This is a genomic window from Nocardia amamiensis (assembly GCF_015477605.1).
In the GTDB taxonomy this organism is placed as follows: Bacteria; Actinomycetota; Actinomycetes; order Mycobacteriales; family Mycobacteriaceae; genus Nocardia; species Nocardia amamiensis_A.
On record NZ_JADLQX010000027.1, the window covers coordinates 61,257 to 81,816 of the forward strand.

The 20,560-nt window shown below is 67.2% G+C and carries 21 protein-coding genes, 1 tRNA gene and 1 pseudogene; 13 read left to right on the top strand and 10 right to left on the bottom strand.

Annotated elements, in window-relative coordinates:
- Positions 1–34 precede the first annotated feature (34 nt).
- Together IU459_RS28615 and IU459_RS28620 are read right to left on the bottom strand one after the other, a co-directional pair.
- On the bottom strand, positions 35–469 hold the full coding sequence (locus tag IU459_RS28615) for a Fur family transcriptional regulator (RefSeq protein ID WP_067471707.1): 435 nt from the start codon (positions 467–469) through the stop codon (positions 35–37).
- A 3-nt stretch (positions 470–472) separates the two neighbouring features.
- The gene (locus tag IU459_RS28620; RefSeq protein WP_195132688.1) at positions 473–817 is read right to left on the bottom strand and encodes an ArsR/SmtB family transcription factor; all 345 of its coding nucleotides are present in this window, start codon (positions 815–817) and stop codon (positions 473–475) included.
- Positions 818–1,013: 196 nt separating this feature from the next.
- On the opposite strand from IU459_RS28620, the gene IU459_RS28625 reads away from it, so the two are divergent.
- Entirely contained in the window at positions 1,014–2,405 is a 1,392-nt protein-coding gene (locus tag IU459_RS28625) for a glycine--tRNA ligase (protein ID WP_324199064.1), read from the top strand.
- A gap of 50 nt (positions 2,406–2,455) precedes the next feature.
- On the opposite strand, the gene IU459_RS28630 is transcribed toward IU459_RS28625, so the two are convergent.
- Both IU459_RS28630 and IU459_RS28635 read right to left on the bottom strand, forming a co-directional pair.
- Positions 2,456–2,845 (bottom strand): DUF1707 domain-containing protein, encoded by a 390-nt coding sequence (locus IU459_RS28630; RefSeq protein WP_195132690.1) that lies wholly within the window; start codon positions 2,843–2,845, stop codon positions 2,456–2,458.
- A gap of 42 nt (positions 2,846–2,887) precedes the next feature.
- The gene (locus IU459_RS28635) at positions 2,888–3,496 is read right to left on the bottom strand and encodes a TenA family protein (RefSeq protein ID WP_195132691.1); all 609 of its coding nucleotides are present in this window, start codon (positions 3,494–3,496) and stop codon (positions 2,888–2,890) included.
- A gap of 70 nt (positions 3,497–3,566) precedes the next feature.
- Here IU459_RS28635 and IU459_RS28640 point away from each other — a divergent pair, with 70 nt between their 5' ends.
- Positions 3,567–4,829 (top strand): phthiocerol/phthiodiolone dimycocerosyl transferase family protein, encoded by a 1,263-nt coding sequence (locus IU459_RS28640; protein WP_324199065.1) that lies wholly within the window; start codon positions 3,567–3,569, stop codon positions 4,827–4,829.
- A 2-nt stretch (positions 4,830–4,831) separates the two neighbouring features.
- Here the strand turns inward: IU459_RS28640 and IU459_RS28645 are convergent.
- Together IU459_RS28645 and IU459_RS28650 are read right to left on the bottom strand one after the other, a co-directional pair.
- Positions 4,832–5,092 (bottom strand): annotated as a pseudogene (locus IU459_RS28645) (MerR family transcriptional regulator); the annotation flags it as partial.
- Positions 5,093–5,135: 43 nt separating this feature from the next.
- Positions 5,136–7,109: a TPM domain-containing protein gene (locus IU459_RS28650; protein WP_195132693.1), complete on the bottom strand. Its 1,974-nt coding sequence runs from the start codon at positions 7,107–7,109 to the stop codon at positions 5,136–5,138.
- 30 nt (positions 7,110–7,139) lie between these two features.
- Here IU459_RS28650 and IU459_RS28655 point away from each other — a divergent pair, with 30 nt between their 5' ends.
- From IU459_RS28655 to dnaG, 4 genes are all read left to right on the top strand, one after another.
- Positions 7,140–7,817 (top strand): MBL fold metallo-hydrolase, encoded by a 678-nt coding sequence (locus IU459_RS28655; protein WP_324199066.1) that lies wholly within the window; start codon positions 7,140–7,142, stop codon positions 7,815–7,817.
- Between the two features lie 118 nt (positions 7,818–7,935).
- Complete coding sequence (locus IU459_RS28660) at positions 7,936–8,616, top strand: YdcF family protein (protein WP_195132713.1); 681 nt, start codon at positions 7,936–7,938, stop codon at positions 8,614–8,616.
- Positions 8,617–8,622: 6 nt separating this feature from the next.
- On the top strand, positions 8,623–9,882 hold the full coding sequence (locus IU459_RS28665; RefSeq protein ID WP_195132694.1) for a deoxyguanosinetriphosphate triphosphohydrolase: 1,260 nt from the start codon (positions 8,623–8,625) through the stop codon (positions 9,880–9,882).
- Between the two features lie 476 nt (positions 9,883–10,358).
- Positions 10,359–12,278: a DNA primase gene (gene dnaG / locus IU459_RS28670; RefSeq protein ID WP_195132695.1), complete on the top strand. Its 1,920-nt coding sequence runs from the start codon at positions 10,359–10,361 to the stop codon at positions 12,276–12,278.
- 78 nt (positions 12,279–12,356) lie between these two features.
- Here the strand turns inward: dnaG and IU459_RS28675 are convergent, their stop codons facing one another.
- The gene (locus tag IU459_RS28675; protein WP_195132696.1) at positions 12,357–12,602 is read right to left on the bottom strand and encodes a hypothetical protein; all 246 of its coding nucleotides are present in this window, start codon (positions 12,600–12,602) and stop codon (positions 12,357–12,359) included.
- Between the two features lie 204 nt (positions 12,603–12,806).
- Here IU459_RS28675 and IU459_RS28680 point away from each other — a divergent pair.
- Positions 12,807–12,879, top strand: a tRNA-Asn gene (locus IU459_RS28680).
- Between the two features lie 241 nt (positions 12,880–13,120).
- On the opposite strand, the gene IU459_RS28685 is transcribed toward IU459_RS28680, so the two are convergent.
- Positions 13,121–13,327, bottom strand: coding sequence for a hypothetical protein (locus IU459_RS28685; RefSeq protein WP_324199067.1), 207 nt, complete (start codon positions 13,325–13,327; stop codon positions 13,121–13,123).
- Here IU459_RS28685 and IU459_RS38785 point away from each other — a divergent pair.
- The gene (locus IU459_RS38785; protein ID WP_228838656.1) at positions 13,274–13,498 is read left to right on the top strand and encodes a hypothetical protein; all 225 of its coding nucleotides are present in this window, start codon (positions 13,274–13,276) and stop codon (positions 13,496–13,498) included. The two genes, IU459_RS28685 and IU459_RS38785, sit on opposite strands and share 54 nt — an antisense overlap.
- Before the next feature lie 91 nt (positions 13,499–13,589).
- Here IU459_RS38785 and IU459_RS39815 read toward each other — a convergent pair whose 3' ends face one another.
- Together IU459_RS39815 and IU459_RS28695 are read right to left on the bottom strand one after the other, a co-directional pair.
- Complete coding sequence (locus tag IU459_RS39815) at positions 13,590–14,423, bottom strand: TetR family transcriptional regulator (RefSeq protein ID WP_195132697.1); 834 nt, start codon at positions 14,421–14,423, stop codon at positions 13,590–13,592.
- On the bottom strand, positions 14,416–15,246 hold the full coding sequence (locus tag IU459_RS28695) for a TetR family transcriptional regulator (protein WP_195132698.1): 831 nt from the start codon (positions 15,244–15,246) through the stop codon (positions 14,416–14,418). Before IU459_RS28695 ends, IU459_RS39815 begins: the two co-directional genes overlap by 8 nt.
- Before the next feature lie 178 nt (positions 15,247–15,424).
- Here IU459_RS28695 and IU459_RS28700 point away from each other — a divergent pair, with 178 nt between their 5' ends.
- From IU459_RS28700 to IU459_RS28720, 5 genes are read left to right on the top strand one after another with little or no spacing between them, the layout of a single operon-like run.
- On the top strand, positions 15,425–16,600 hold the full coding sequence (locus tag IU459_RS28700; protein ID WP_195132699.1) for a thiolase family protein: 1,176 nt from the start codon (positions 15,425–15,427) through the stop codon (positions 16,598–16,600).
- Positions 16,601–16,613: 13 nt separating this feature from the next.
- Entirely contained in the window at positions 16,614–17,030 is a 417-nt protein-coding gene (locus IU459_RS39430; RefSeq protein WP_195132700.1) for a Zn-ribbon domain-containing OB-fold protein, read from the top strand.
- Positions 17,023–17,850, top strand: a complete 828-nt coding sequence (locus tag IU459_RS28710) for an enoyl-CoA hydratase/isomerase family protein (RefSeq protein ID WP_195132701.1) — start codon at positions 17,023–17,025, stop codon at positions 17,848–17,850. The genes IU459_RS39430 and IU459_RS28710 overlap by 8 nt, the downstream gene beginning before the upstream one ends.
- A gap of 3 nt (positions 17,851–17,853) precedes the next feature.
- Positions 17,854–19,017 carry an acyl-CoA dehydrogenase family protein gene (locus IU459_RS28715; protein WP_195132702.1) on the top strand — a complete coding sequence of 388 codons (1,164 nt, stop codon included), beginning with the start codon at positions 17,854–17,856 and terminating at the stop codon, positions 19,015–19,017.
- A gap of 40 nt (positions 19,018–19,057) precedes the next feature.
- On the top strand, positions 19,058–20,401 hold the full coding sequence (locus IU459_RS28720; protein WP_195132703.1) for an AMP-binding protein: 1,344 nt from the start codon (positions 19,058–19,060) through the stop codon (positions 20,399–20,401).
- The last annotated feature ends 159 nt before the right edge of the window (positions 20,402–20,560 follow it).

Here is a 20,560-nt window from a genome sequence, read left to right on the forward strand (position 1 = left end):
AGGGCCGTCCTCATTCGAGGCGGCCCTCCTGGCGTCACTTGTTCCGCTGCCGCGCCTCGACGCAGGACGTGCAGGTGCCGAACACCTCCAGGGTGTGGCTGATCTCGGTGAACCCGTGCTCGCACGCGATCGCCTCGGCCCACGCTTCGACGGTCGGGCCCTCCACCTCGACGGTGCGGCCGCAGTTCCGGCAGACCAGGTGGTGATGGTGGCCGGTGGAGCACTGGCGGTAGACCGATTCGCCGGAGTCGGTGCGCAGCACGTCCACCATGCCCGCGTCGGCCAGCGACTGCAGCGTCCGGTAGACCGTGGTCAGGCCGATGCCCTCGCCACGTTTACGCAGCTCGTCGTGTAGCTCCTGGGCGGAGCGGAACTCGTCGATGTCCCCGAGCAGCGCGGCGATTGCGCTGCGCTGTCTGGTGCTGCGGATGCCGACCGGTTTCTGCGGAGCGGCCGTGTTGTCTGGCACGAATCACCCTTCCTCGGCGTGTGCGACGGCGTCGACGACGATGTGCGCCAGATGGTCGTCGACGAGTTCGTAGAGCACCTCGCGACCCGACCGCTCCCCGTGCACGACGCCAGCGGCCTTGAGGATACGCAGATGCTGACTGACCAGTGGTTGGGTGACACCGAGGGCGTCGACCAACTCGTGCACACAGCGCGGCGACTCGCGCAACTGCAGCACGATAGCAATACGAACCGGGGCTGCCAGCGCCCGCAACAACTCACCCGCGTCCTCCAGCACGGTCCGCGCGGGAACCGGCGCCGGGCCGGGCGACCGATACGGGTTGTGTGGCGCGGCGGTCTCGGTAGTCATGTCACCAACTCCTTAATGGAAAGCATTACCAGTTTGCATATGCACAGGTGCGCATGTCAAACGGACGCGCGGGTACCGTGCGGTTGAAACCGGCCATCGCAGTGCCGATAGGCTGGGCACAATCGCAGCGCCGACGCAAAACTATTGTGTGGGGGCAAATCAACAATCCGACTCGCAGTGGATGGAGAATTCTCGCGTGGCACCCAAGTCGAAGGTGGACACCGTTGCCAACCTCGCCAAGCGCCGGGGTCTGGTGTACCCGTGCGGTGAGATCTACGGAGGCACCAAGTCGGCATGGGACTACGGTCCGCTGGGTGTCGAGCTCAAGGAGAACATCAAGAAGCAGTGGTGGCGTGCCATGGTCACCAGCCGTGAGGACGTCGTCGGCCTCGACTCCTCGGTGATCCTGCCGCGCCAGGTGTGGGTCGCCTCCGGCCACGTCGGCGTGTTCAACGACCCGCTGGTCGAATGCTTGAACTGTCACCACCGTTTCCGGCAGGACCACCTGCAGGAGGCGTACGCGCTGAAGAACAAGCTCGATGACCCGGACGCGGTCTCGATGGAACTCATCGCCTGCCCGAACTGCGGCACCGTCGGCCGCTGGACCGAGCCGCGCGACTTCAACATGATGCTCAGGACCTTCCTCGGCCCGATCGAGTCCGACGAAGGCCTGCACTACCTGCGCCCGGAGACCGCCCAGGGCATCTTCGTGAACTTCGCCAACGTGATGACCACCGCGCGCAGGAAGCCGCCGTTCGGTATCGCGCAGATCGGCAAGAGCTTCCGCAACGAGATCACCCCGGGCAACTTCATCTTCCGCACCCGCGAGTTCGAGCAGATGGAGATGGAGTACTTCGTCAAGCCGGGCGAGGACGAGGAGTGGTACAAGTACTGGATCGAGACCCGGTTCTCCTGGTACACCGACCTCGGAATCACCCCGGAGAACCTGCGGCTGTTCGTGCACCCGAAGGACAAGCTCTCGCACTACTCGGCGGGCACCACCGACATCGAGTACCGGTTCGGCTTCCAGGGCAACGAGTGGGGTGAGCTGGAGGGCATCGCCAACCGCACCGACTTCGACCTGAAGACGCACTCCGAGCACTCCGGCACCGAGCTGAGCTTCTTCGACCAGACCACCAACGAGCGCTACATCCCGTACGTCATCGAACCGGCCGCGGGCCTGACCCGGTCGCTGATGGCGTTCCTGGTCGACGCGTACGCCGAGGACGAAGCGCCGAACGCCAAGGGCGGCGTGGACACCCGCACGGTGCTGCGTCTCGATCGCAGGCTCGCCCCGGTGAAGGCGGCGGTGCTCCCGCTGTCGCGCAACGCCGATCTGACGCCGAAGGCGAAGGACCTCGCGGCGCGACTGCGCAAGAACTGGAATGTCGAATTCGACGACGCGGGCGCCATCGGTCGCCGCTACCGTCGCCAGGACGAGATCGGCACCCCGTTCTGCGTCACGGTCGACTTCGAGACGCTGGACGATCAGGCGGTGACCATCCGCGAGCGCGACTCGATGACCCAGGAGCGCATCGCTCTGGACAAGGTGGAGAGCTACCTGGCCCAGCACCTGATCGGCGCCTGACTTCGCCAAGCCTCGCCCCGTGGCCGTCATCGGCCACGGGGCGTTGGCGTTCAGGAAGCGTTCTTGCGCACGATGATCCCGATCGTCGTCGGAATGAGCAGCGCGATGCCCCAGGGCACCGCCACCCAGAACGGCCAGAAGTATCCCGCACCGGTCGCCAGGTAGATCGCCACGCACAGCGCGTTGACGAAAACCCACGGAATCCACATGATCGTGACCCACTGCGGGATGCCTTTGGCCGGAGCCGGTCGCGAATTCCGTTGCGCGGGAAGGTCGGACAGCAATGGCGTCAGTTCGCCATAGGTCTTGGCGGCGTATACCTGCTGCAGTCGTTCGTCGAACTCATGGAGCGACAGCCTGCCCTCGTTCATCGCCAGACGCAATTGGTCGACGATCTTTTCGCGATCGGCGTCGGACGCCCGCACGTGATCTTTGCTCACGATGCCAGCCTAGGGCTCCGCAGGCGTGTCGCGCCGGGACCGTCAGCGCGGAACGTCCCAGAACGCGAGTTCGTGCCGCATTCCTTCCCGGAATAGTGCTTCCGCGTGTGCCGGATCGGCATCGGACTCGTCGAGCATTTGCGCGCACCGACGAGTGAGGGTAGCGAACCCGGGATCGGCGTAGGTGTCGACCCAGCGGCGATAGCGCGGCTCGGCGGGCGGGTTCTGGGCCAGGCGCGCTCCGAGGGTCGAATACCCCCACATACACGGGTAGAGGGCGGCGAGACCCTCGCCATAGGACGCGGCGGAATCCAGCAGGAACGCCGTATAGGCCGCGCACGGTGCGCCTTTGACGGCCCCATCGAGATCGGCGCCGAACTCGGCGGCCAGTGAGCGGTGCAGCGACAGCTCCTCGTGATAGGTGGCGTGCGCGAGGTCGACCAAGTCGCCGAGGTGGTCCGCAGGGGCCTGCCAGGCGAGGCGGGCGAACACGCGGACGTAGTCGAGCAGGAACAGATAGTCCTGCTCCAACCAGGAGCGGAAGATCGGTTCGGGCAAGGTGCCCTCCGCGATCCCCGCGACGGTGGGGTGGGCGAGCTGTTCCTCGACCGACGGCAGGCCGATGTCCTCCAAATGTGCCGAAAGACTCATACCGGCAGTCTTCCGCATCCAGCCGCCCGGTCGGTTTGCGGACGTGCTGATGGTGCCGCACCCTTGCGGGGTGTCATGGGATGAGGACGATCTGGTTCGGGTGTTGGCACCCTCGGAGCAGCGGTTCGTGCGGCACGGCACCTACACGGGCCGGTCGGTGTCGGTGCGGGGCGCGCTCGACCCCGCGGCGCTGCGGGAGGCGTTCGCGACGTTGCGGCGCGCCTATCCGGTGGTGGGTTGCCGCATCGTCGAAGACGCCGCGGGACAGGGATATCTGCTGCATCCGGACGAGCGGGCGTGGGTCCAGGCTTCGGTGCGCGAGGGCGACGTGGCGGAGGTAGGCGTTCCCCTGGTGGACCCCGCGGCCCAGCTGGCGTATCTGGACGTCGTCTACTCGGGCGCCGACCGCTGGCGTGTCACGCTGTTCGTGCACCACAGCGTCGCCGATGCCGGGCATTGCGTCGAACTGCTGACGCGACTGTGGGCGTACTACACCGACATCGTCGAGCAGGTGCCGACAACAGTTCTCCCACAAGAGATTCCCCGAAGCTTGGAGTGGTACGTGGCGGCGCGCGGCATCGCGAGGGCCGCCGCTTCCGGGTTCGAGGATGTGACCAAGCCCCTCCCGCAGGAATCAAGCGACGTGCCAGCCGACAGCGAGCGGCCCGCCCCCAGCACTCTGGCGCGCCCACGACGCGTGCGGCTGGACGCCGACGCCACCGCGCGGGTCCTGGGCCTCGGCCGCGTCACCGGTGTGCCGATGAACGGACTGCTCACCGCCGCATTGCTCCGCGCGTATGCACGCGAGACCGTGGGCGGCGCGATCCCGCTGGGTTGTCTGTATCCCGTGGATCTGCGCACGCGGCTCGCGCCGCCGGTCTCCGCGGCGGCCGGCACCAATATGGCCGGGCTGACTTCGTTCGCGGCGCGAGTCGATCCGGCCGCAGGCCTGATCGAACTGGCAGAGCGCATTTCGGCTCGCCTGGCGCACGATCTTTCCGAAGGCATCGTGCAGCAGTCCGTTCTGCATTTCCCGGATTTCTACGGCACGACAAGGATTCACTCGCTCGCCGGACATATCGCCGTGACCAACACCGGCGTAGTCCCAGCTTTCCGAATACCGCCCACCATCGAACTGACGGACTACGAGATCGTCTATGTCTCCGCCCATCCCCGACCTTCGGCGGGTGCGTCGGCCGCGGTCACTTTCCTCGTTTACACTTTCGCGGGGCAGTTGACCGTCGGCGTGCTCGGCGGCGGTGCGCACGCCGACGGTCTGCTCGCCGCGCTACGGACCGAGCTGACCGCGCTGTCGACCGTCTGCGCCCGCTGAGCGGCGCGGCGGAGCATGAGCATGCCGCGCAGCTCGGCGCCGCCCACCCGCTCGTCCAGGATCCGGCCCACCTGTTCCAGCGTGAAGCCGAGCTCCTTCAGCGCGACGATGCGATTGAGCCGCGCCAGCTGCCCCGCCTCGTAATAGCGGTAGCCGCTGGTGGCGTCGACCCGATCCCGGCGCAGCAGCCCGATCGCGTCGTAGTGGCGCAGCATGCGCACCGACACGCGTCCGTGTCTGGCGAAGTCTCCGATGCTGAACATGACGAGTCCTGGTCTATGGCCTCACACGGTGTCAGGGTCAAGCTCAGAATCTTCCGCCCCGGCCGATCCGCCGGGAGCCGCCCGAGCCGCCGTACGAGCCCGGGCTCCAGCCGCCGCCCGAGTGCCGAACTCCGCCGGCCGCCCCGCGCAGCACCGCTTCGAGCAGTATGCCCCCGAGTACCGCCCCGGCGTGAGCGCTGCCGGACGGAGCCCGGCTGCTCTCCCATGCCCGCACGCTCGTCTGGGCCGCTTGCAGTGCGCGTCCGCCCAGATCCGCCGCCGCCTGCGCGTGCCGCAGCGCCTCCGCCTGGTCGCTGGACGTCAACCGCTGCGCCTCGTCGAGATGGCGCTGCGCCTCCGATAGCCGGGTGCGTGCCTCGGCGTCGATCCCGCCGCGGCGGGTGGTGATGTAGTCGGCGGCAGCACCGATCCGGGCGCGGGCGTCGGTGAGCGTGCGGTCGAGCCTGCGCCGCAGGTCCTCGGCGGCGCGTTTGCGATCGGTGGCGGTAGCGAGGGCACGGTCGAGATCGGTGTCGGCGGTCACCGCGTCATGGAAGGCGCTGAGCGGGTCGACGTCCGCCGCGGCGGCCGCCTTGTCCAAGACGGATTGGGCGGCGTCGCGGGCGGCGGCCAGTTCAGGCCCGCCGTGGGCGGACAGTTCGGTGGCGGCGGCGATATCGCGGCGCAGCTCGTCCAGCACGCCGGGCAGCCCGTCGCGGGCCTGCTGAATGGTGGTCGACGCGTTGTCCACCGCGTCGAGCAGGACGCGGGCCTGACCGATCGCGGCCTCGGCGGAGCGAATGGCGGAGACCGCGCCGCCTTGCTCGCCCACTGGACGGCTGAGTGCGGACCGCCCGGCGTCGATGCTCTGCTCCGCGAAGGCGATCCGCTCGCGCGTCATCCGCACGTTGTCGTGGATCGGTGCGAGGACGCTTGCCGGATGGGCGGCGGCGAGCCGGTGCAGTTCGGCTTCCGAGCCGGGAACGCGTGCGGTGACGTCGACGATATCCCTGGTGAGCGCGTCCAACCGCGCCGTGGCGCCCAGCAGCAGATCGCGCATCGCGTCGAACTCGGCGACCTGCGCGTCCAATTCCCGGTCGGCGCGCCCGACCGTGCTGATCAACTCGACCAGCAGTGCACGCTGTTGTTCCGGCGTCTCCGGGATGGCGTCGTCGAGGCGCTGCCGGATCGCGAAAGCCTCCGCGGCTGCCGCTCTGGCGTGCTCGAGTGCGGTGCGGAAGGGGGTGGTGGCGGTGACGCCGAACTCCGCGGTCGCCAAGTCGAGTTCCTCGCCGCTGGTTCGGACCGCGTTGTCGATCTCGACCAGCGCCTCCCGCGATCGGGCCTGCAATGCGTCCGGCGGCAGCGCCGACAGCGCCGTCGTGTTCTCGGGATCCAGTTGCCGAGCGGCCGCCAGTTCGGCCTCGGATCGCGCCCGGCGGCGCTTGCGCGCGTACCAGAGCAGTCCCCCGGCCACGAAGACGATCAGCAGACCGATGACTACCAGGGCGCGCCCGCTCACGCCGCCGCCGCGCATCGCCGCGTCCAGACCGTCGGCCGCCGCGATCCCGGCGTCGGCCCAGCGCCCTTCGCGCAGCGCTGGTTCGACCTCGCTGATCAGGATGTCGTCGAGTTCGGAATCGCTCACGCCGCTGGGCACTTCGCCCTCGAGCCAGTACGCGCGGTCCTCGGTGGCGACCGCGAGCAGCAGGTCCCGCTCGCCGAACCCGGACATCGACGCGGTGCGCAGGGCCCAGTCCCGTGGGTCGAGGCCGTCGAAGTCGCGCACGTACACCACCCACAGCCGGATCTGCTGGTCCGCGTAGAGCTGGTCGACCGACCAGCGGATCTGATCGCGTTGCAGGTCGTCGAGCGCGTCGGCCGGATCCTCGACGTAGGTGTTCATCCGCAGCGGCGGTTCCGCCGCGACCGTTCCTCCGCCGGACAGGGCGATGGCGGCCAGCACGACGCCGATCGCGAACCGGCGAGCGAGGCGATTCCGCGGCGGCAGTGCCATGGCACGAATCTAGCTCGCTAGCATCGTTTCGTGATCACCATCGATCGCCCGTACACCGGCCACGTGTCGCCGGACTCGAACCCGCAGCAGCGCGACGTCCCGGGCGCCCGCATCCTCAAGATGTCTGTCGGCCACATGGACAACAACTGCTACCTGGTGCAGTGCGCGAACACCGGCGCCGCTGTGCTCATCGACGCCGCCAACGAGGCGCCGCGCATCGCCGCCCTGGTCGAGCAGGAGTCGCCCGGGCGAGTCCAGCTGATCGTCACCACGCACCAGCACCGGGACCACTGGATGGCGCTGACGGAGACCGTCGCCGCCACCGGCGCACCGACCGCGGCCCATCCGCTGGACGCCGACTCGCTCCCGGTCCGCCCGGACCGGCTGCTCACCGACCGCGACGTCATCCGGATCGGCGACCTGGTCTTCGAGATCATCCACCTGCGCGGCCACACACCCGGCTCGATCGCCCTCGCGCTCACCGACGACGCCGACCGCACCCACCTGTTCACCGGCGACTCCCTGTTCCCCGGGGGCGTCGGCCGCACCACTTCCCCGGAGGACTTCACCTCTCTCTTCACCGACGTCACGATAAAACTCTTCGATCGTTACCCCGACGACACCGCGGTCTATCCCGGACACGGGGACGACACCACGCTCGGAACCGAACGTCCCCACCTTCCCGACTGGCAAGCCCGAGGCTGGTGATTCTGGTCCGCCACCGGGTGAATCCGCATCCCGTCGGCGAGCCGCAGTCATGAGCGGTGTCGGCCATCCGGGACGCCGGCGCCGCTCCTGGCAGACTTGGGGAGTGGATTTGCCAACGATGCGCACCCGAGCTGTTCGGGCTCCCGATCCGGCACGCCCGCGCGGCTTCGGTACGGGATTGCTGCGTTGGTCGCGGCGACTTATCGTCGGGTCGGTCGTGATGGCGGCGGTGCTGGTGGGCGGAACCGCGTTTCGGGTATGGCAGGTGGCGCGCATCGATGACTACACGAAAGCCGACGCGATCGTGGTGCTCGGCGCAGCGCAGTACTCCGGAACGCCGTCCTCGGTGTTCGAAGCGCGACTCGACCGGGCCTACCGGCTGTTCCGCGCCGGTGTCGCCCCCCGCGTGATCACCGTGGGCGGCAAGCAGGAAGGCGACCTGTTCACCGAAGCGGCCTCGGGCAAGAACTATCTGCAGGCGCGCGGCGTGCCGAGTGACAAGATCCTGGCGGTAGAGACCGGCTCGGACACGCTGCGCAGCGTCGAGGCGGTCGCGACGGCGATGCGAGCGCGGGATATGTCTTCGGCGGTGCTGGTCAGCGATCCATGGCATTCGCTGCGCACCCGCACGATGGCTCGGGACGAGGGCTTGGCCGCGTGGACAGCGCCGACCAGGACCGGTCCGGCCGTCTACACACGCGAATCCCAGGCGCACGGCATAGCCAGGGAGACCGGCGCGCTGTTGTGGTACCAACTCACCCATTTCTCGGCGGACTTCAGCTATACGGCGGGGCAGTGACATTCGATGAGTGGCCTGTACACCGACCACGACCGGGAACGCCTCGTCGTCGAGGGAGCCAAGACCGCGGGCCTCGGCCCGCCGCGCAGTGAGTTCGAGACCGGCCACCGCACCGAGTTCGCCCGCGACCGCGCCCGCGTGCTGCACTCCGCCGCGCTGCGCAGGCTGGCCGACAAAACCCAGGTCATGGGCCCGCGCGATGGCGACACGCCACGCACCCGGCTCACCCATTCGATCGAGGTCGCCCAGATCGGCCGCAGCATCGCCGACGGTCTCGGCTGCGATCCGGATTTGGTCGACCTGGCGGGTCTCGCCCATGACATCGGCCACCCGCCTTATGGCCACAACGGCGAGACGGCGCTGGACACCTTCGCCGACGCCTACGGCGGGTTCGAAGGAAACGCGCAGAACCTGCGCATCCTCACCCGTCTGGAACCCAAAGTGCTCGAGTCCGACGGCGCAAGCGCCGGTCTCAACCTCACCCGCGCGGCATTGGACGCGGCGCTCAAATATCCCTGGGGCCGAACCGGTTCCGGCACGAAATTCGGCGCGTACGAGGTCGACGCCGAGCGCCTGGAGTGGATCCGCAAGGACGCGCCGGACCGGCGGCGCAGCCTGGAATGCCAGATCATGGACTGGTCCGACGACGTCGCCTACTCGGTGCACGACGTCGAGGACGGCGTGCTCGCCGGTCGCATCGACCTGCGTGCGCTGGCCGACCCCGCCGAACAGGACGCATTGGCCGCGCTCGGCCAGTTCCAGCATTCGCTGGCGGCCGACGAACTGATCGCCGCGGCGCAACGGCTGTCGGAGCTACCGGTGGTCGCGGCGGCGAGCGGATACGACGGCACGTTCACCGCCTCGGTCGCGCTGAAACGCCTCACCAGCGAGCTGGTCGGACGCTTCGCCACCGCCGCGATCATGGCGACCAAGGCGGTCGCAGGCCCGCAACCGCTGTCCCGCTACGCCGCCGACCTGGAGGTCCCGCGCATCGCCGCCGCCGAGGTGGCGTTGCTGAAGACGGTCGCGCTGCGCTACGTGATGTCCGACCCGGCGCACCGGCTGCGGCAGGCCGCCCAGCGCGAACGCATCCTCGCGGTGGCCGATCGCCTGCTGGCCACCGCCCCGCACGGCCTCGACCCGGTGCTGCTGCCGTTCTGGGACGCGGCCGCCGACGACACCGCCCGTGTGCGCGTCGTCGTCGACCAGATCGCCTCCTACACCGAAAGCCGCCTCGAGCGAGTCGCCGTCGACCTGCGCGCCTGACGGCATAGCCATACCGCCCTGGGGCGCACAAATCCGTGGCAGCCGATGCTCGAGGCCGCCGCCGGAGGAACAGCCGCGTTCGTCGCCGTAGTGATAGTTGCGGTGCGCCGCGGAGGACCCACCTCGGTGACCGGCTCTTCGGCCGAGGTCCCCGGCTCGGTGAACAGCCGGCGTCCGGCCTATTCGAGCGCGGCTCTGGTGGCGCGCGAGTCGATCTTTCTGCTACGGCGTGGCAGGCAGCCGAAGCCCATCCCGGAGCCCGCAGCGCCACGTGCGAGGTCGCCGTTGCTGCTACCCAGCACGCAGGGTGTTGACGCATGGTCAAGCCGGTTCGCAGCCGCGCCGGACCGAACACTGCGCGGCGGCGGCATGAAGGCGCGCCGTCCGTTGGCCGGCTGCGCCGGGCAAGGCGAGGAGCCGCCGGTGCGACGAGCCACGCGGGCGCGGCGCCGCCCGGTTCGCCTAGACTCTCAGCCGTGGCCGGACGACTTCCTGATCGCGATATCGCGGCAATACGCGAGCGCGTCCGGATCGAAGACGTGGTGGGGGAGTACGTCGCGCTGAAACGCGCGGGCGCTGATTCCATGAAGGGCCTGTGCCCGTTCCACGACGAGAAGTCGCCGTCGTTCCACGTGCGGCCCAACCATGGCCTGTTCCACTGCTTCGGCTGCGGTGAGGGTGGCGACGTGTTCGCCTTCCTGCAGAAGATGGAGCACGTCGGATTCGTCGAGGCGGTCGAGCAGCTGGCCGACCGGATCGGCTACCGGATCAACTACGAGGGCGGCGGCACCTCGGTGCAGCGCGATCGCGGCACCCGCGCCCGGCTGGTCGCGGCCAACGCGGCGGCACACGAGTTCTATATGGCCCAGTTGCGCGAGCCGGGTGCCGAAGCGGCACGCAAGTACCTCACCGATCGCAACTTCGACGCGGCCGCCGCCCAGCAGTTCGGCTGCGGCTTTGCCCCCGCCGGGTGGGACACGCTCACCAAGCACCTGCTGCGCAAAGGGTTCGACGTCAAGGAGCTGGAGGCCGCCGGGCTGTCCAAGCAGGGGCAGCGCGGCCCGATCGACCGCTTCCACCGGCGTCTGCTGTGGCCGATCCGCAATCTCGGCGGCGACGTCATCGGGTTCGGCGCGCGCAAGATCTTCGACGACGACACCATGCCCGGCAAGTACATCAACACGCCGGAGACGTTGCTGTACAAGAAGTCTCAGGTCCTCTTCGGTCTCGACCACGCCAAGCGCGAAATCGCCAAGGGGCACCAGGCGGTGGTGGTCGAGGGCTACACCGATGTCATGGCGATGCATCTGGCCGGTGTGAAAACCGCCGTCGCCTCCTGCGGCACCGCCTTCGGCGACGAGCATTTGGCTTTGTTGCGCCGCCTGATGATGGACGACAATTTCTGGCGCGGCGAGATCATCTACACCTTCGACGGCGACGCCGCGGGCCAAGCCGCGGCGCTGAAAGCCTTTTCGGGCGATCAGAAATTGGCAGGGCAGACCTACATCGCCATCGCACCGGACGGCCAGGACCCGTGTGAACTGCGGCAGCATTCCGGCGACGCCGCCGTGCGCGACTTGGTCGCGCGCCGCACTCCCCTGTACGAGTTCGTGATTCGCGGGCTGCTGGCCGACCACAACCTGGATACGGCTGAGGGACAGGTCGAGGCGCTGCGCCGTGCGGTGCCGGTGGTCGCGCAGATCAAGGACAACGCCCTGCGCAAGGCCTACGCCACCAAACTGGCCGGCTGGGTCGGCTGGGACGACATCCAGACCGTCGTGCGCCGCGTCGGCGAGGAGGCCAAGCGGCATCGCAACGGTGGCGGGCGCCCCACGGCGGGTCGCGCGCCCGCGCCGCGCGAGGTAGTCGCGGAACACCCTGCGGCACGGCCCAATCCGAACGATCCCACGCTCCTGCCGCAACGACAGGTGCTGGCGGCGGCCCTGCAATACCCGGCTATAGCCGGTGCGGGTTTCGACGCGCTCGAGTCCGAGGCCTTCACCCATCCCGCCTACGCGGTGATTCGCGCGCTGATCGCCGCGGCGGGCGGCACGGCGGCCGGGCTCGGCGGCGCCGAGTGGGTCAATGCCGTCGCCGATCGCACCGACGACCTGACCGTGCGCGCGCTGCTGTCGGAGCTGGCCACCGAGCCGTTGCCGGTGAAGTCGGAGGCGGACATCCCGCGCTTCATCGCCGGTGTGCTGGCGCGCACCCAGGAGGCCTGGGTCGGCAGGCAGATCGCCGAACTCAAGTCCAAGCTGCAGCGGGTGTCCTCGACCGAACAGCCGGACGCCTACTTCGCCCTCTTCGGCGACCTGGTCGCGCTGGAGCAATATCGCAAGAGCCTGCTCACCCAGGCGATGGGCAACCACGGCGACTTCGCCACCGGGGCGTAAGAGTGCGCGGGCGTGATCCCGCGCACATCCAACCCGGCCGCTCCGAGAATCTACTGTGCGAAGTGCGGGTGACCGAGCTCAGCGACGCAACTGGTCGTGCGGCACCAGGATGGTGGTCCGCTCGTCGAGCGGTTCCATCGGCTCCAGGCGGGGGCGGGTGCTGAGCTTGTCCGCCAGTTTCTGCCTGCCGACGAGCACGAGCTTGCGGGTCACCGGGCTCTCGGTCAGCGCGCGGGTCGCGGCGCTGATCTGTTCGTAGCGAGCCCGCCCGGCTTTGCTGCCGAGTACGTACCCGGCCGCAATGCCGATGATCAACCGCAGCATCTCGATGTGCTCCTCCCAGTTGCCAGTTCGCCGCTACTATCCTGCCCGACGCCCCATACGCGTGTCGATCCGGATACCCCGGTGCCGGCGGCCCCAGCGACCGGGACAAGTCAGCAGGTAGCGACGCGATTTGGGCTCCTGCCCAGCGATACGCTAAAGTTTCTCCTCGGCCCGCCCGGTACCCACCGGACGCGCCGAGGACAATCCCCTATAGCTCAATTGGCAGAGCAGCCGACTGTTAATCGGCAGGTTTCTGGTTCGAGTCCAGATGGGGGAGCATTAACACCAGGTCAGGCACGGTTACCGTGCCTGACCTGCTTGGTTTGCGGGCTGCGACCGAGAATACGCCAAGAATTCCGGTCCGAACTCCCGGGCGCTGCAACCGTTTCGCCTGTGGGGATGTCCCAACGGCCCGTCACTTCCGGCTCGACGGTTGAACGTCGCAGGTTCGCGCCCTCGGCAGGGGCGTGTCGAACATGGGAACGGGGACGACCTGCGGTTTTCGGGTGGGCGGCTGGTTATCGAAGCGGATTACGAGCTGTAGTGGCGGGTGGTGCCTCTTGTTCTGCTGGGTCTCGACCGGTAGGGCATCGCGGCATCCTGCAGCGCCGTGCGCTTGATTCGAGTCGGCCTTCCACGCCGGCCTTGGCCGTGCCCTCGCGGGTACGCAGATGGTTCAGGTTGGCTTCGAATTCGGCGACTATGGCGAGGGTTTGCAGGAACAGCTTGCCGAACGGGTCTGCCCAGTCGGGCCCAAACTGGTCAAGATCTCGCCGGCCTCGGCCATATTGCGCGCGAACCGGTTGACCTTCGTCGTGGTCGGCACGGGTCGGGGAGCAGATCCGCCCGATCCGGCGCTAAGCGCTGAACATCGAGCGGTGTTGACCTACAGGTGATTTCATGTCGGCGTGGCAGAAGGAGGGAGTTGATTGCGCCTGTCGGTCACCAAGACGCGAAGTCCGGGTCGACAGTCGGAGGCGGACCCGCTCAAGCGTCCGGCACGCGGCTGGGCGGCACTGCCAGTATCCGCTCGAGGTACTGCCAGACATCGTCGGCGTCGTGGCGCCCTTCGTTGAGTGCCCGAGCTCCGGCTTCCGCCATGCCCATCACGACGTAGGAGACGAATTCCGCGTCGACATCGAAGCGACGCTCAGCACCGAGCATCGCCAGCTCGCGAGCGAGCGGTGCAACGATCGTGTCGATCAAACGGAGGTACTCCTCGCTGAAGGTACGGTTGCCGATGGCCAAGCCCCGGACCAGGTCCATCATCGGAGCCCAATCGGCGAAGGATTCGACGAACGCATCCCAGCGGGCGCGCAGGCGCTCGTCAGCTGTCTGCGCTTGGCTGATGGCAGGCCAGACGTCGGCATAGAGGCGGTGGAACACCCGCTCGGCGCACGCCATGAAGATCTCCTCCTTCGAGGAGAAATGGTGGTAGAGCGTGGCCTTGCTCATCGATGCGCCGCGCGCGATTGCGCCGAGGCTCGTGCCCGCGAAGCCTGCGGTGAGAAAGCACTTGGTTGCTGCCTCGAGCAGGTCGTTACGTCGCATTTCGGCGACGGTGGAGTCGCTGGACGCGTGGGTGTCAGGGCTCGCGTGTGACCGGATCTCGGCGAGCGGGACCCCGGTCTCGCGCAGCGACTTGATGGTCTCCAGGGCCCTCAAGTGCTTCTGGTTGTAGACAGTGCGGGTACGAGACAGGCGTTGGCCGGCCGGCATGAGTCCTTGGCGTACGTAGTACCGGATGGTCGAGGCCGGCAGTCCGGAGCGTTCCGCCAGGTCGGAGACGGTCCATTGTGCATTGACGGTGTGCTCAGGCATGGATGTGTCCCGCCAGGACGATCTTCCAGCCGTGCCGGACGAGGTCCGCGACCTGGCCCGAGCCGGACTTCACGGCATAGGCCAAGGTGTACTCGGCAACCGCGAGCAGCATCTCCGCTTGCAGTCGCTCATCACCCGCGAACGCGTCGGGCCTTTCCCGTGCCGCCCGCAGGTCGGCTTCCAGTGGCGCTCGGAGTCGAGCACGCGCTTGCGGAAGGGCCTCGCCATGGTCGGTTGTCCCGCTCGCTTCGGCCTGTCGGAGTAGAGCGAACAAGCTGATCAGGGCGCGAAGACGGCGATGTTCGAAGAGTTCCGAATAGCTCATCAGTCGTTCCAGCGATGGTTCGCCACCGCTCGTCGCAACGTCGTACCAGTCGAGTTCACTGGCGATGCACGCGGCCAGCAGGTCACGCTTTCCGTCGAAGTGCCGGTAGAAGGCGCCTTTGCCCACGCCGGCTCGAGCCACCACATCTTCGACACTGGCCGCTTCGAAACCAGCGTGCAAGAAGACGGCAGACCCGGCCTCGATCAGACGCGCCCGCTGACTGGAATGCACTGGTTGGTCGTTCTCGGGTCGAGCCGGTGGAGAGGCTTGGCCGACCAGTTCCCGACGAACCTCCTGCAACGTCGCGCCTGCCTCGAGGCGACGCCTGATGTGTATCAGCCGTTCCCTGTGTTCGGGCCCGTAGTAGGCCATCGTCGGGGCGGTTCGCAGCGGCTCGGGAAGCAGACCCAGGCGCAGGTAGTGCCGGATGGTCGATGCGGGGATACCTGACGACGAACTCAATTCGGCCATCTTCAGGTGTCGAACGCCGGTCGCCATCTGTCCTCCTATCGCCGCAAGTCTAAGGGCTCCTCGTCGGTCAGCTCCTTCCCGCCGCGGTCCATTGCGTTCTCTCCGAACGTCGTCTAGTTTCAACTCTAGAACGTAACGGTACCGTCTTATAGTTACGAGCATATGTGGCGCGGTGGGATTGCCGGCCAGGCGAGAGGAACAAGGCGTGGGTGATATTGCGATCGTCGGGATCGGCGAGGTGCCGACAGCGTCGATCCCGGATCGGACTTCGTGGGACATCGTGTTCGACACGTGTATCGAGGCGGTTGTGGACTCCGGGTTCGCCAAGGACGAAATCCAGGGCGTGATCTCGGTAGCGCCGATCGCGCAGCCCGTCATCGAGACCGAGCTTGCCTACGGGCAGTTGCCCGAGCGGCTGGGCCTGAAGGGTGTGCGTGATTGCGCCATGGTGAACGCGGGTGGCGCCTCGACGTCGAACGCCCTCCGTCTGGCAGAGCAGTGGATCGCCTCAGGTATCGCCGACTCCGTGCTCGTACAGCAGGTCACCGTGCACTCGACGATGCCGCTCCCACAGCAGATCGACGCGTTCGCCCGTGCAGGCGTCGACATGCAGTGGGAGTACCCATACGGCACCACCTACAACATCATCATGGGCCTCCTGGCGAACCGGTACATGTACGAGTCCGGTGCCAGCGCGGAAGACATGGCCTCGGTCGTCACCGCACTGCGCAGCTGGGCCGAGCACGATCCCCATTCGCTTTTCTACGGTCGCCCCGCTCCGTCGGTCGAGCAGGTCCTCGGCTCGGAGCTGCTCAACACCCCGCTGCACAAGCGCGAGAGCAACATTCTCGCGGACGGCGGTGCCGCCCTCGTGGTGGTGTCGGCCCAGAAGGCGAAGGAACTCGGTACGCCGGCGGCATACAAGCTGGGTGACTCGTCGCGCTACTTCAGCGGAACATGCGTGGCACGGGACTTCGACACAGTGGCCGATGGCGTGCGGGTCACCGCGGCGGAAGCGATGGCGCGCGCCGGAGTGGCACGCCAGGACATCGATCTGTGGAACGTGTACGTCGCCTACCCGCTGGCACATCCGCTCATGGCGGAGAATCTCGGAGTTGCGCCCGCGGGCCAGGGGGCTCGGTATTTCGCCGAGGGTCGAATGTCGTTCGGGGGTGACATCGCCTGGTCGACGATCGGCGATGCCCCGGGTCGAGGCCACACCGGATCCGGGGTGGGAACCGCGTGCTACGTCGAGACCGCGCGCCAGCTGATGGGACGCGCGGGAAAGCGTCAGGTCGCCGGCTGCAGATTCGTCTACCAGAACACCGCTGGCGGCTCCGGTTTCAACAACATCGCCACCATCTGGGGAAAGGACGCCTGAGGTGGATTTCGACATGTCGAAGCCGGTGCCCGAGGTGCAGCCCTGGACTGAGGCGTTCTGGGTGGGAACTCGGTCAGGAATGCTTCTCGTCCAGGTCTGTCGGAAGTGCGAGGCGAGGATTTTCGCCCCCCGCAAGCGGTGCCCGGAGTGCTGGTCGGCGGACCTCGGGTGGATCGAGTCGGCGGGCCGCGGACGCGTGTTCACCTTCTCGACCGCGTACTCGATGGTCGAGCCGCGGTTCATGGACGAGCTTCCCTACACCATCGCTTACGTCGACCTCGCGGAAGGCGTGCGCATGATGACTCGCATCGTCGACTGCGATCCGGCCGAAGTTGTCATCGGCGCGGAGGTCGAAGTGGTCTTCCACAAACGCGGCGACTTCCAGCTTCCCTACTTCCGCCCAGCCCAGAACAGGAACATCGATGGCTGACTACTCCACGATCAGCTATGAGGTCGACGGCCCGGTCGCGTCCATCACGCTGAATCGCCCCGACAAGTACAACGCGATCAACCGCACCATGGCGGCCGAACTGCTCGCCGTCTTCCGACGAGTCCGAGACGAGGACGGCGTGAGCGTGGTCGTCCTCGCCGGCGCCGGGCGCGGGTTCTGCACTGGCGGTGACCTCGACATCTTCCCCTCATTGGCCGACCACACCGCGGCACTGAACTGGCTGGCGCACGAGGGCTACGAGATCGGAAAGGCCATCGAGCTCTGCGAGAAGGTCGTGATCGCCAAGATCCATGGCCACTGCCTGGCCGGTGGTCTCGAGCTGGCGCTGATGTGCGACCTTGTCTACGCCACCGACTCCGCCAGGTTCGGCGCCACCGAGATCAACATGGGCCTCCTGCCCGGCTGGGGAGGGACCGTGCGGATCGCTCGAGCCATGCCGCTGCATCGAGCCCGCGAGGTCATCTACAGCGGTCGCAAGGACTACACCGCGCGGGACTTCTACGAGATGGGGCTCCTGACCCGAGTCTTCGACGCCGACCGGTTCGAGGAGCGGTTCGCCGAGACGGTCGCCAACATCGCGGGGAAGAAGGCGATCGCCCTGCGCATGGGCAAGGAGGTGCTGGCCCGGTCGCTGGAAACGCCCAGCCTGGACACTGCCCTCGCGCTCGAGCGCAACGCAATCCAGTGGCTCAACCACGCACCCGACATCCAGGCCGCCATGGCGATGTTCCGGGAGATCCCGGACGCCCTGGTCAAGAGCCAGCGCGCCGCCAATGTCGATTCCGACCAGAAAGCCTGACCCATGGACTTCTCTTTCACCGATGAGCAGAGATCGATCGCCGAGACCTTCGCCAGGTTCTGCGACAAGGAACTGAACTACGACTACGTACGCTGGATGGACGAGAACGTCGACTTCCCGCCCGACGAGCTGTGGGACAAGTTCGCCGATCTCGGCCTCTTCGCCGCAGCCGTCCCGGTCGAGTACGGAGGCCAAGGCCTCGGCTCGGTCGACACCATGATCGCCTACGAGCAGATCTGCAAGCGCTCGATGTCTGTCGCCCTCGCCGTCGGAACGGCGATCGGCTTCGGCGCGCGCTTCCTCACCGATCTCGGGACCGAGGAGCAGAAGCAGCGCTACCTGCCCCGGTTGGCCCAAGGCCGACTGCGTACCTCGATGGCCCTCACAGAGTCGGGCGGGGGCACCGACATCCTCGGATCGCTGTCGACCTTCGCCGAGGACGCAGGCGATTCCTGGGTCATAAACGGCAGCAAGATCTTCATCACCGGCGCACATGCCGCGGACTTGATCTTCACGGTCTGCCGAACCGAACGCGACATCCGACGCCGCGAATCCTGGTCGACGATCATCGTTCCTCGGCAGACCGAGGGGCTGACCATGCGCCCGGTCGAGAAGATCAGCTGTCATCACTGCGACAGCATGGAGATCACCTTCGACAACGTCGTGGTGCCGAAGGACAACCTCATCGGCACCCGTGGCCAGGCCTACCGCGAGATCATGACGGTGCTCAACCCCGAGCGCATCGGGGTCGCGATGCTGGGCGTCGGCGCCATCGCCGCCATCTACGAGTACTGCATGCGCTATGTCCAGGAACGGCACGCCTTCGGTGGTCCGATCGGCCGGTTCCAGTCACTCCAGCACTATCTCGCGGACATGTGCATCCACCTCGAGAATGCCCGGAACCTCACCTACAAGGCCGCCTGGCTCTGCGACACGGGACAGCCCTACCACCTCGAGGCCACGATGGCGAAGCTCGTCGCGGCCGAAGGCGCCCGGTACGCCGGTACCTACGGCACCGAGATCTTCGGTGGCTACGGCATCTGCAACGAGTACCCGGTCTCCATGTTCGCGCGTGACGCTTACCAGATCCAGTTCTCGCCGATCTCCAACGAGATGAGCCGCAACATGCTCATGCAGTTCCAGGGTCTGCCCAAGTCGTGGGCCTGACCGATCATCGCCCGAGCCTGCCCATCTATCGGAGGAACTGATGTACACACTCGCCGACCTGCCACGGCACGGAGCCGCCAGGCACGGCTGCCGAACCGCCGTCGTCTTCGAAGGTGCGAGGCTGACCTACGCCGACCTCAACCGACGCGTCAATCAAGCGGCGCACGCCATGATCGATCTGGGACTGCAACCCGGCGAGCGGCTCGCGATCCTGTCCGACAACAGCGCGCGATACCTCGAGACGTACCTGGCCGCCGCCAAGCTCGGCGTCAGCGTGACCCCGTTGAACACGCGGCTCAGTGAGCCTGAGCTCGAGTACATCGTCAAGGACAGCGACGCCGTGGTCATGGTCGTGGGTGACGGATACGAGCAGCTGGCCTCCGCCCTGCTCGCATCGACCCCGGCACTCCGGCGCGGCCTCTCGCTCGACAATCATGTGAACGGTTTCGTCGCGTACGAGGAGGCACTGGCCCAGGCGCCCGATCATGAGCCCGATCCGGACTTCTATCGGGTGTCCGAAGACGACCTGGCTGTTCTGATGTACACCGGCGGAACCACGGGCACCCCCAAGGGCGTCATGCTCAGCCACCGCAACCTGCTTACGGCCGCGATAGCCGCAGCCCTCGGCGGTGAGATCACCAAGGACGACTCGACGTGTTTCGTCCTACCGATCTTCCACGTCTCCTGGTGGCCGATCCTCACGCTGCTGCTGGTCGGAGGGAAGGTCGTCATCAACCGCAAGCCCGACCTCGACGAGATCCTCCGGCTCATTCAGGACGAGAAATGCACTCATGCGAACCTGGTGCCCACCATCTACGGCTGGCTCACCGACCACTCCGCGCTCGACTCCTACGATCTGAGCAGCCTGCGATCACTCACCTACGCCGGTAGCCCGTTCCCCGCCGAGGTCCTCAAGCGCGCCATCACCGCATTCGGGCCGCTCTTCGCCCAGGGGTACGGCGCTACCGAGACCGCGGGCGGGCCGATCACGATGCTGGACGCCGCGGACCACCACCTCGACGGGGCAGACAGCCACCTGCTGGCCAGCGCGGGAAGAGTGGCGATCTGCTCGGAGATCGAGGTCGTCGACGCTGACGACGAGCGCGTCGAACCTGGTCGGATCGGTGAGGTCTGCGTCCGGGGAAAGCACGTCATGCTCGGCTACTGGAAGAACCCGGACCTGACGGCCGACGTGCTCAGGAATGGCTGGTACCACACGGGAGACCTGGGCTATCTCGACGATCGCGGCTTCCTGTTCCTGACCGGCCGCAAGTCGGACATGATCATCAGCGGCGGCGAGAACGTGTATCCCAGCGAGGTCGAGAACGCCATCCACTCCCACCCCGCCGTCCAATGCCGTTGCTTGACCTGTCACACCTACTGAGCTGTTACGGGGTGTAATGCAATGACCTTGCCGGTGGTTCTGCGGGTTGTCCTGCGTGCTTGGCTTTTTTGGCGGAATGAGTACTTCGAGTCCGGCCGCTTGAGTAACCGGTCGGACTCACGCAGACGCCGAGGTCCGCTGTCGAGTTTGCGCCGCACT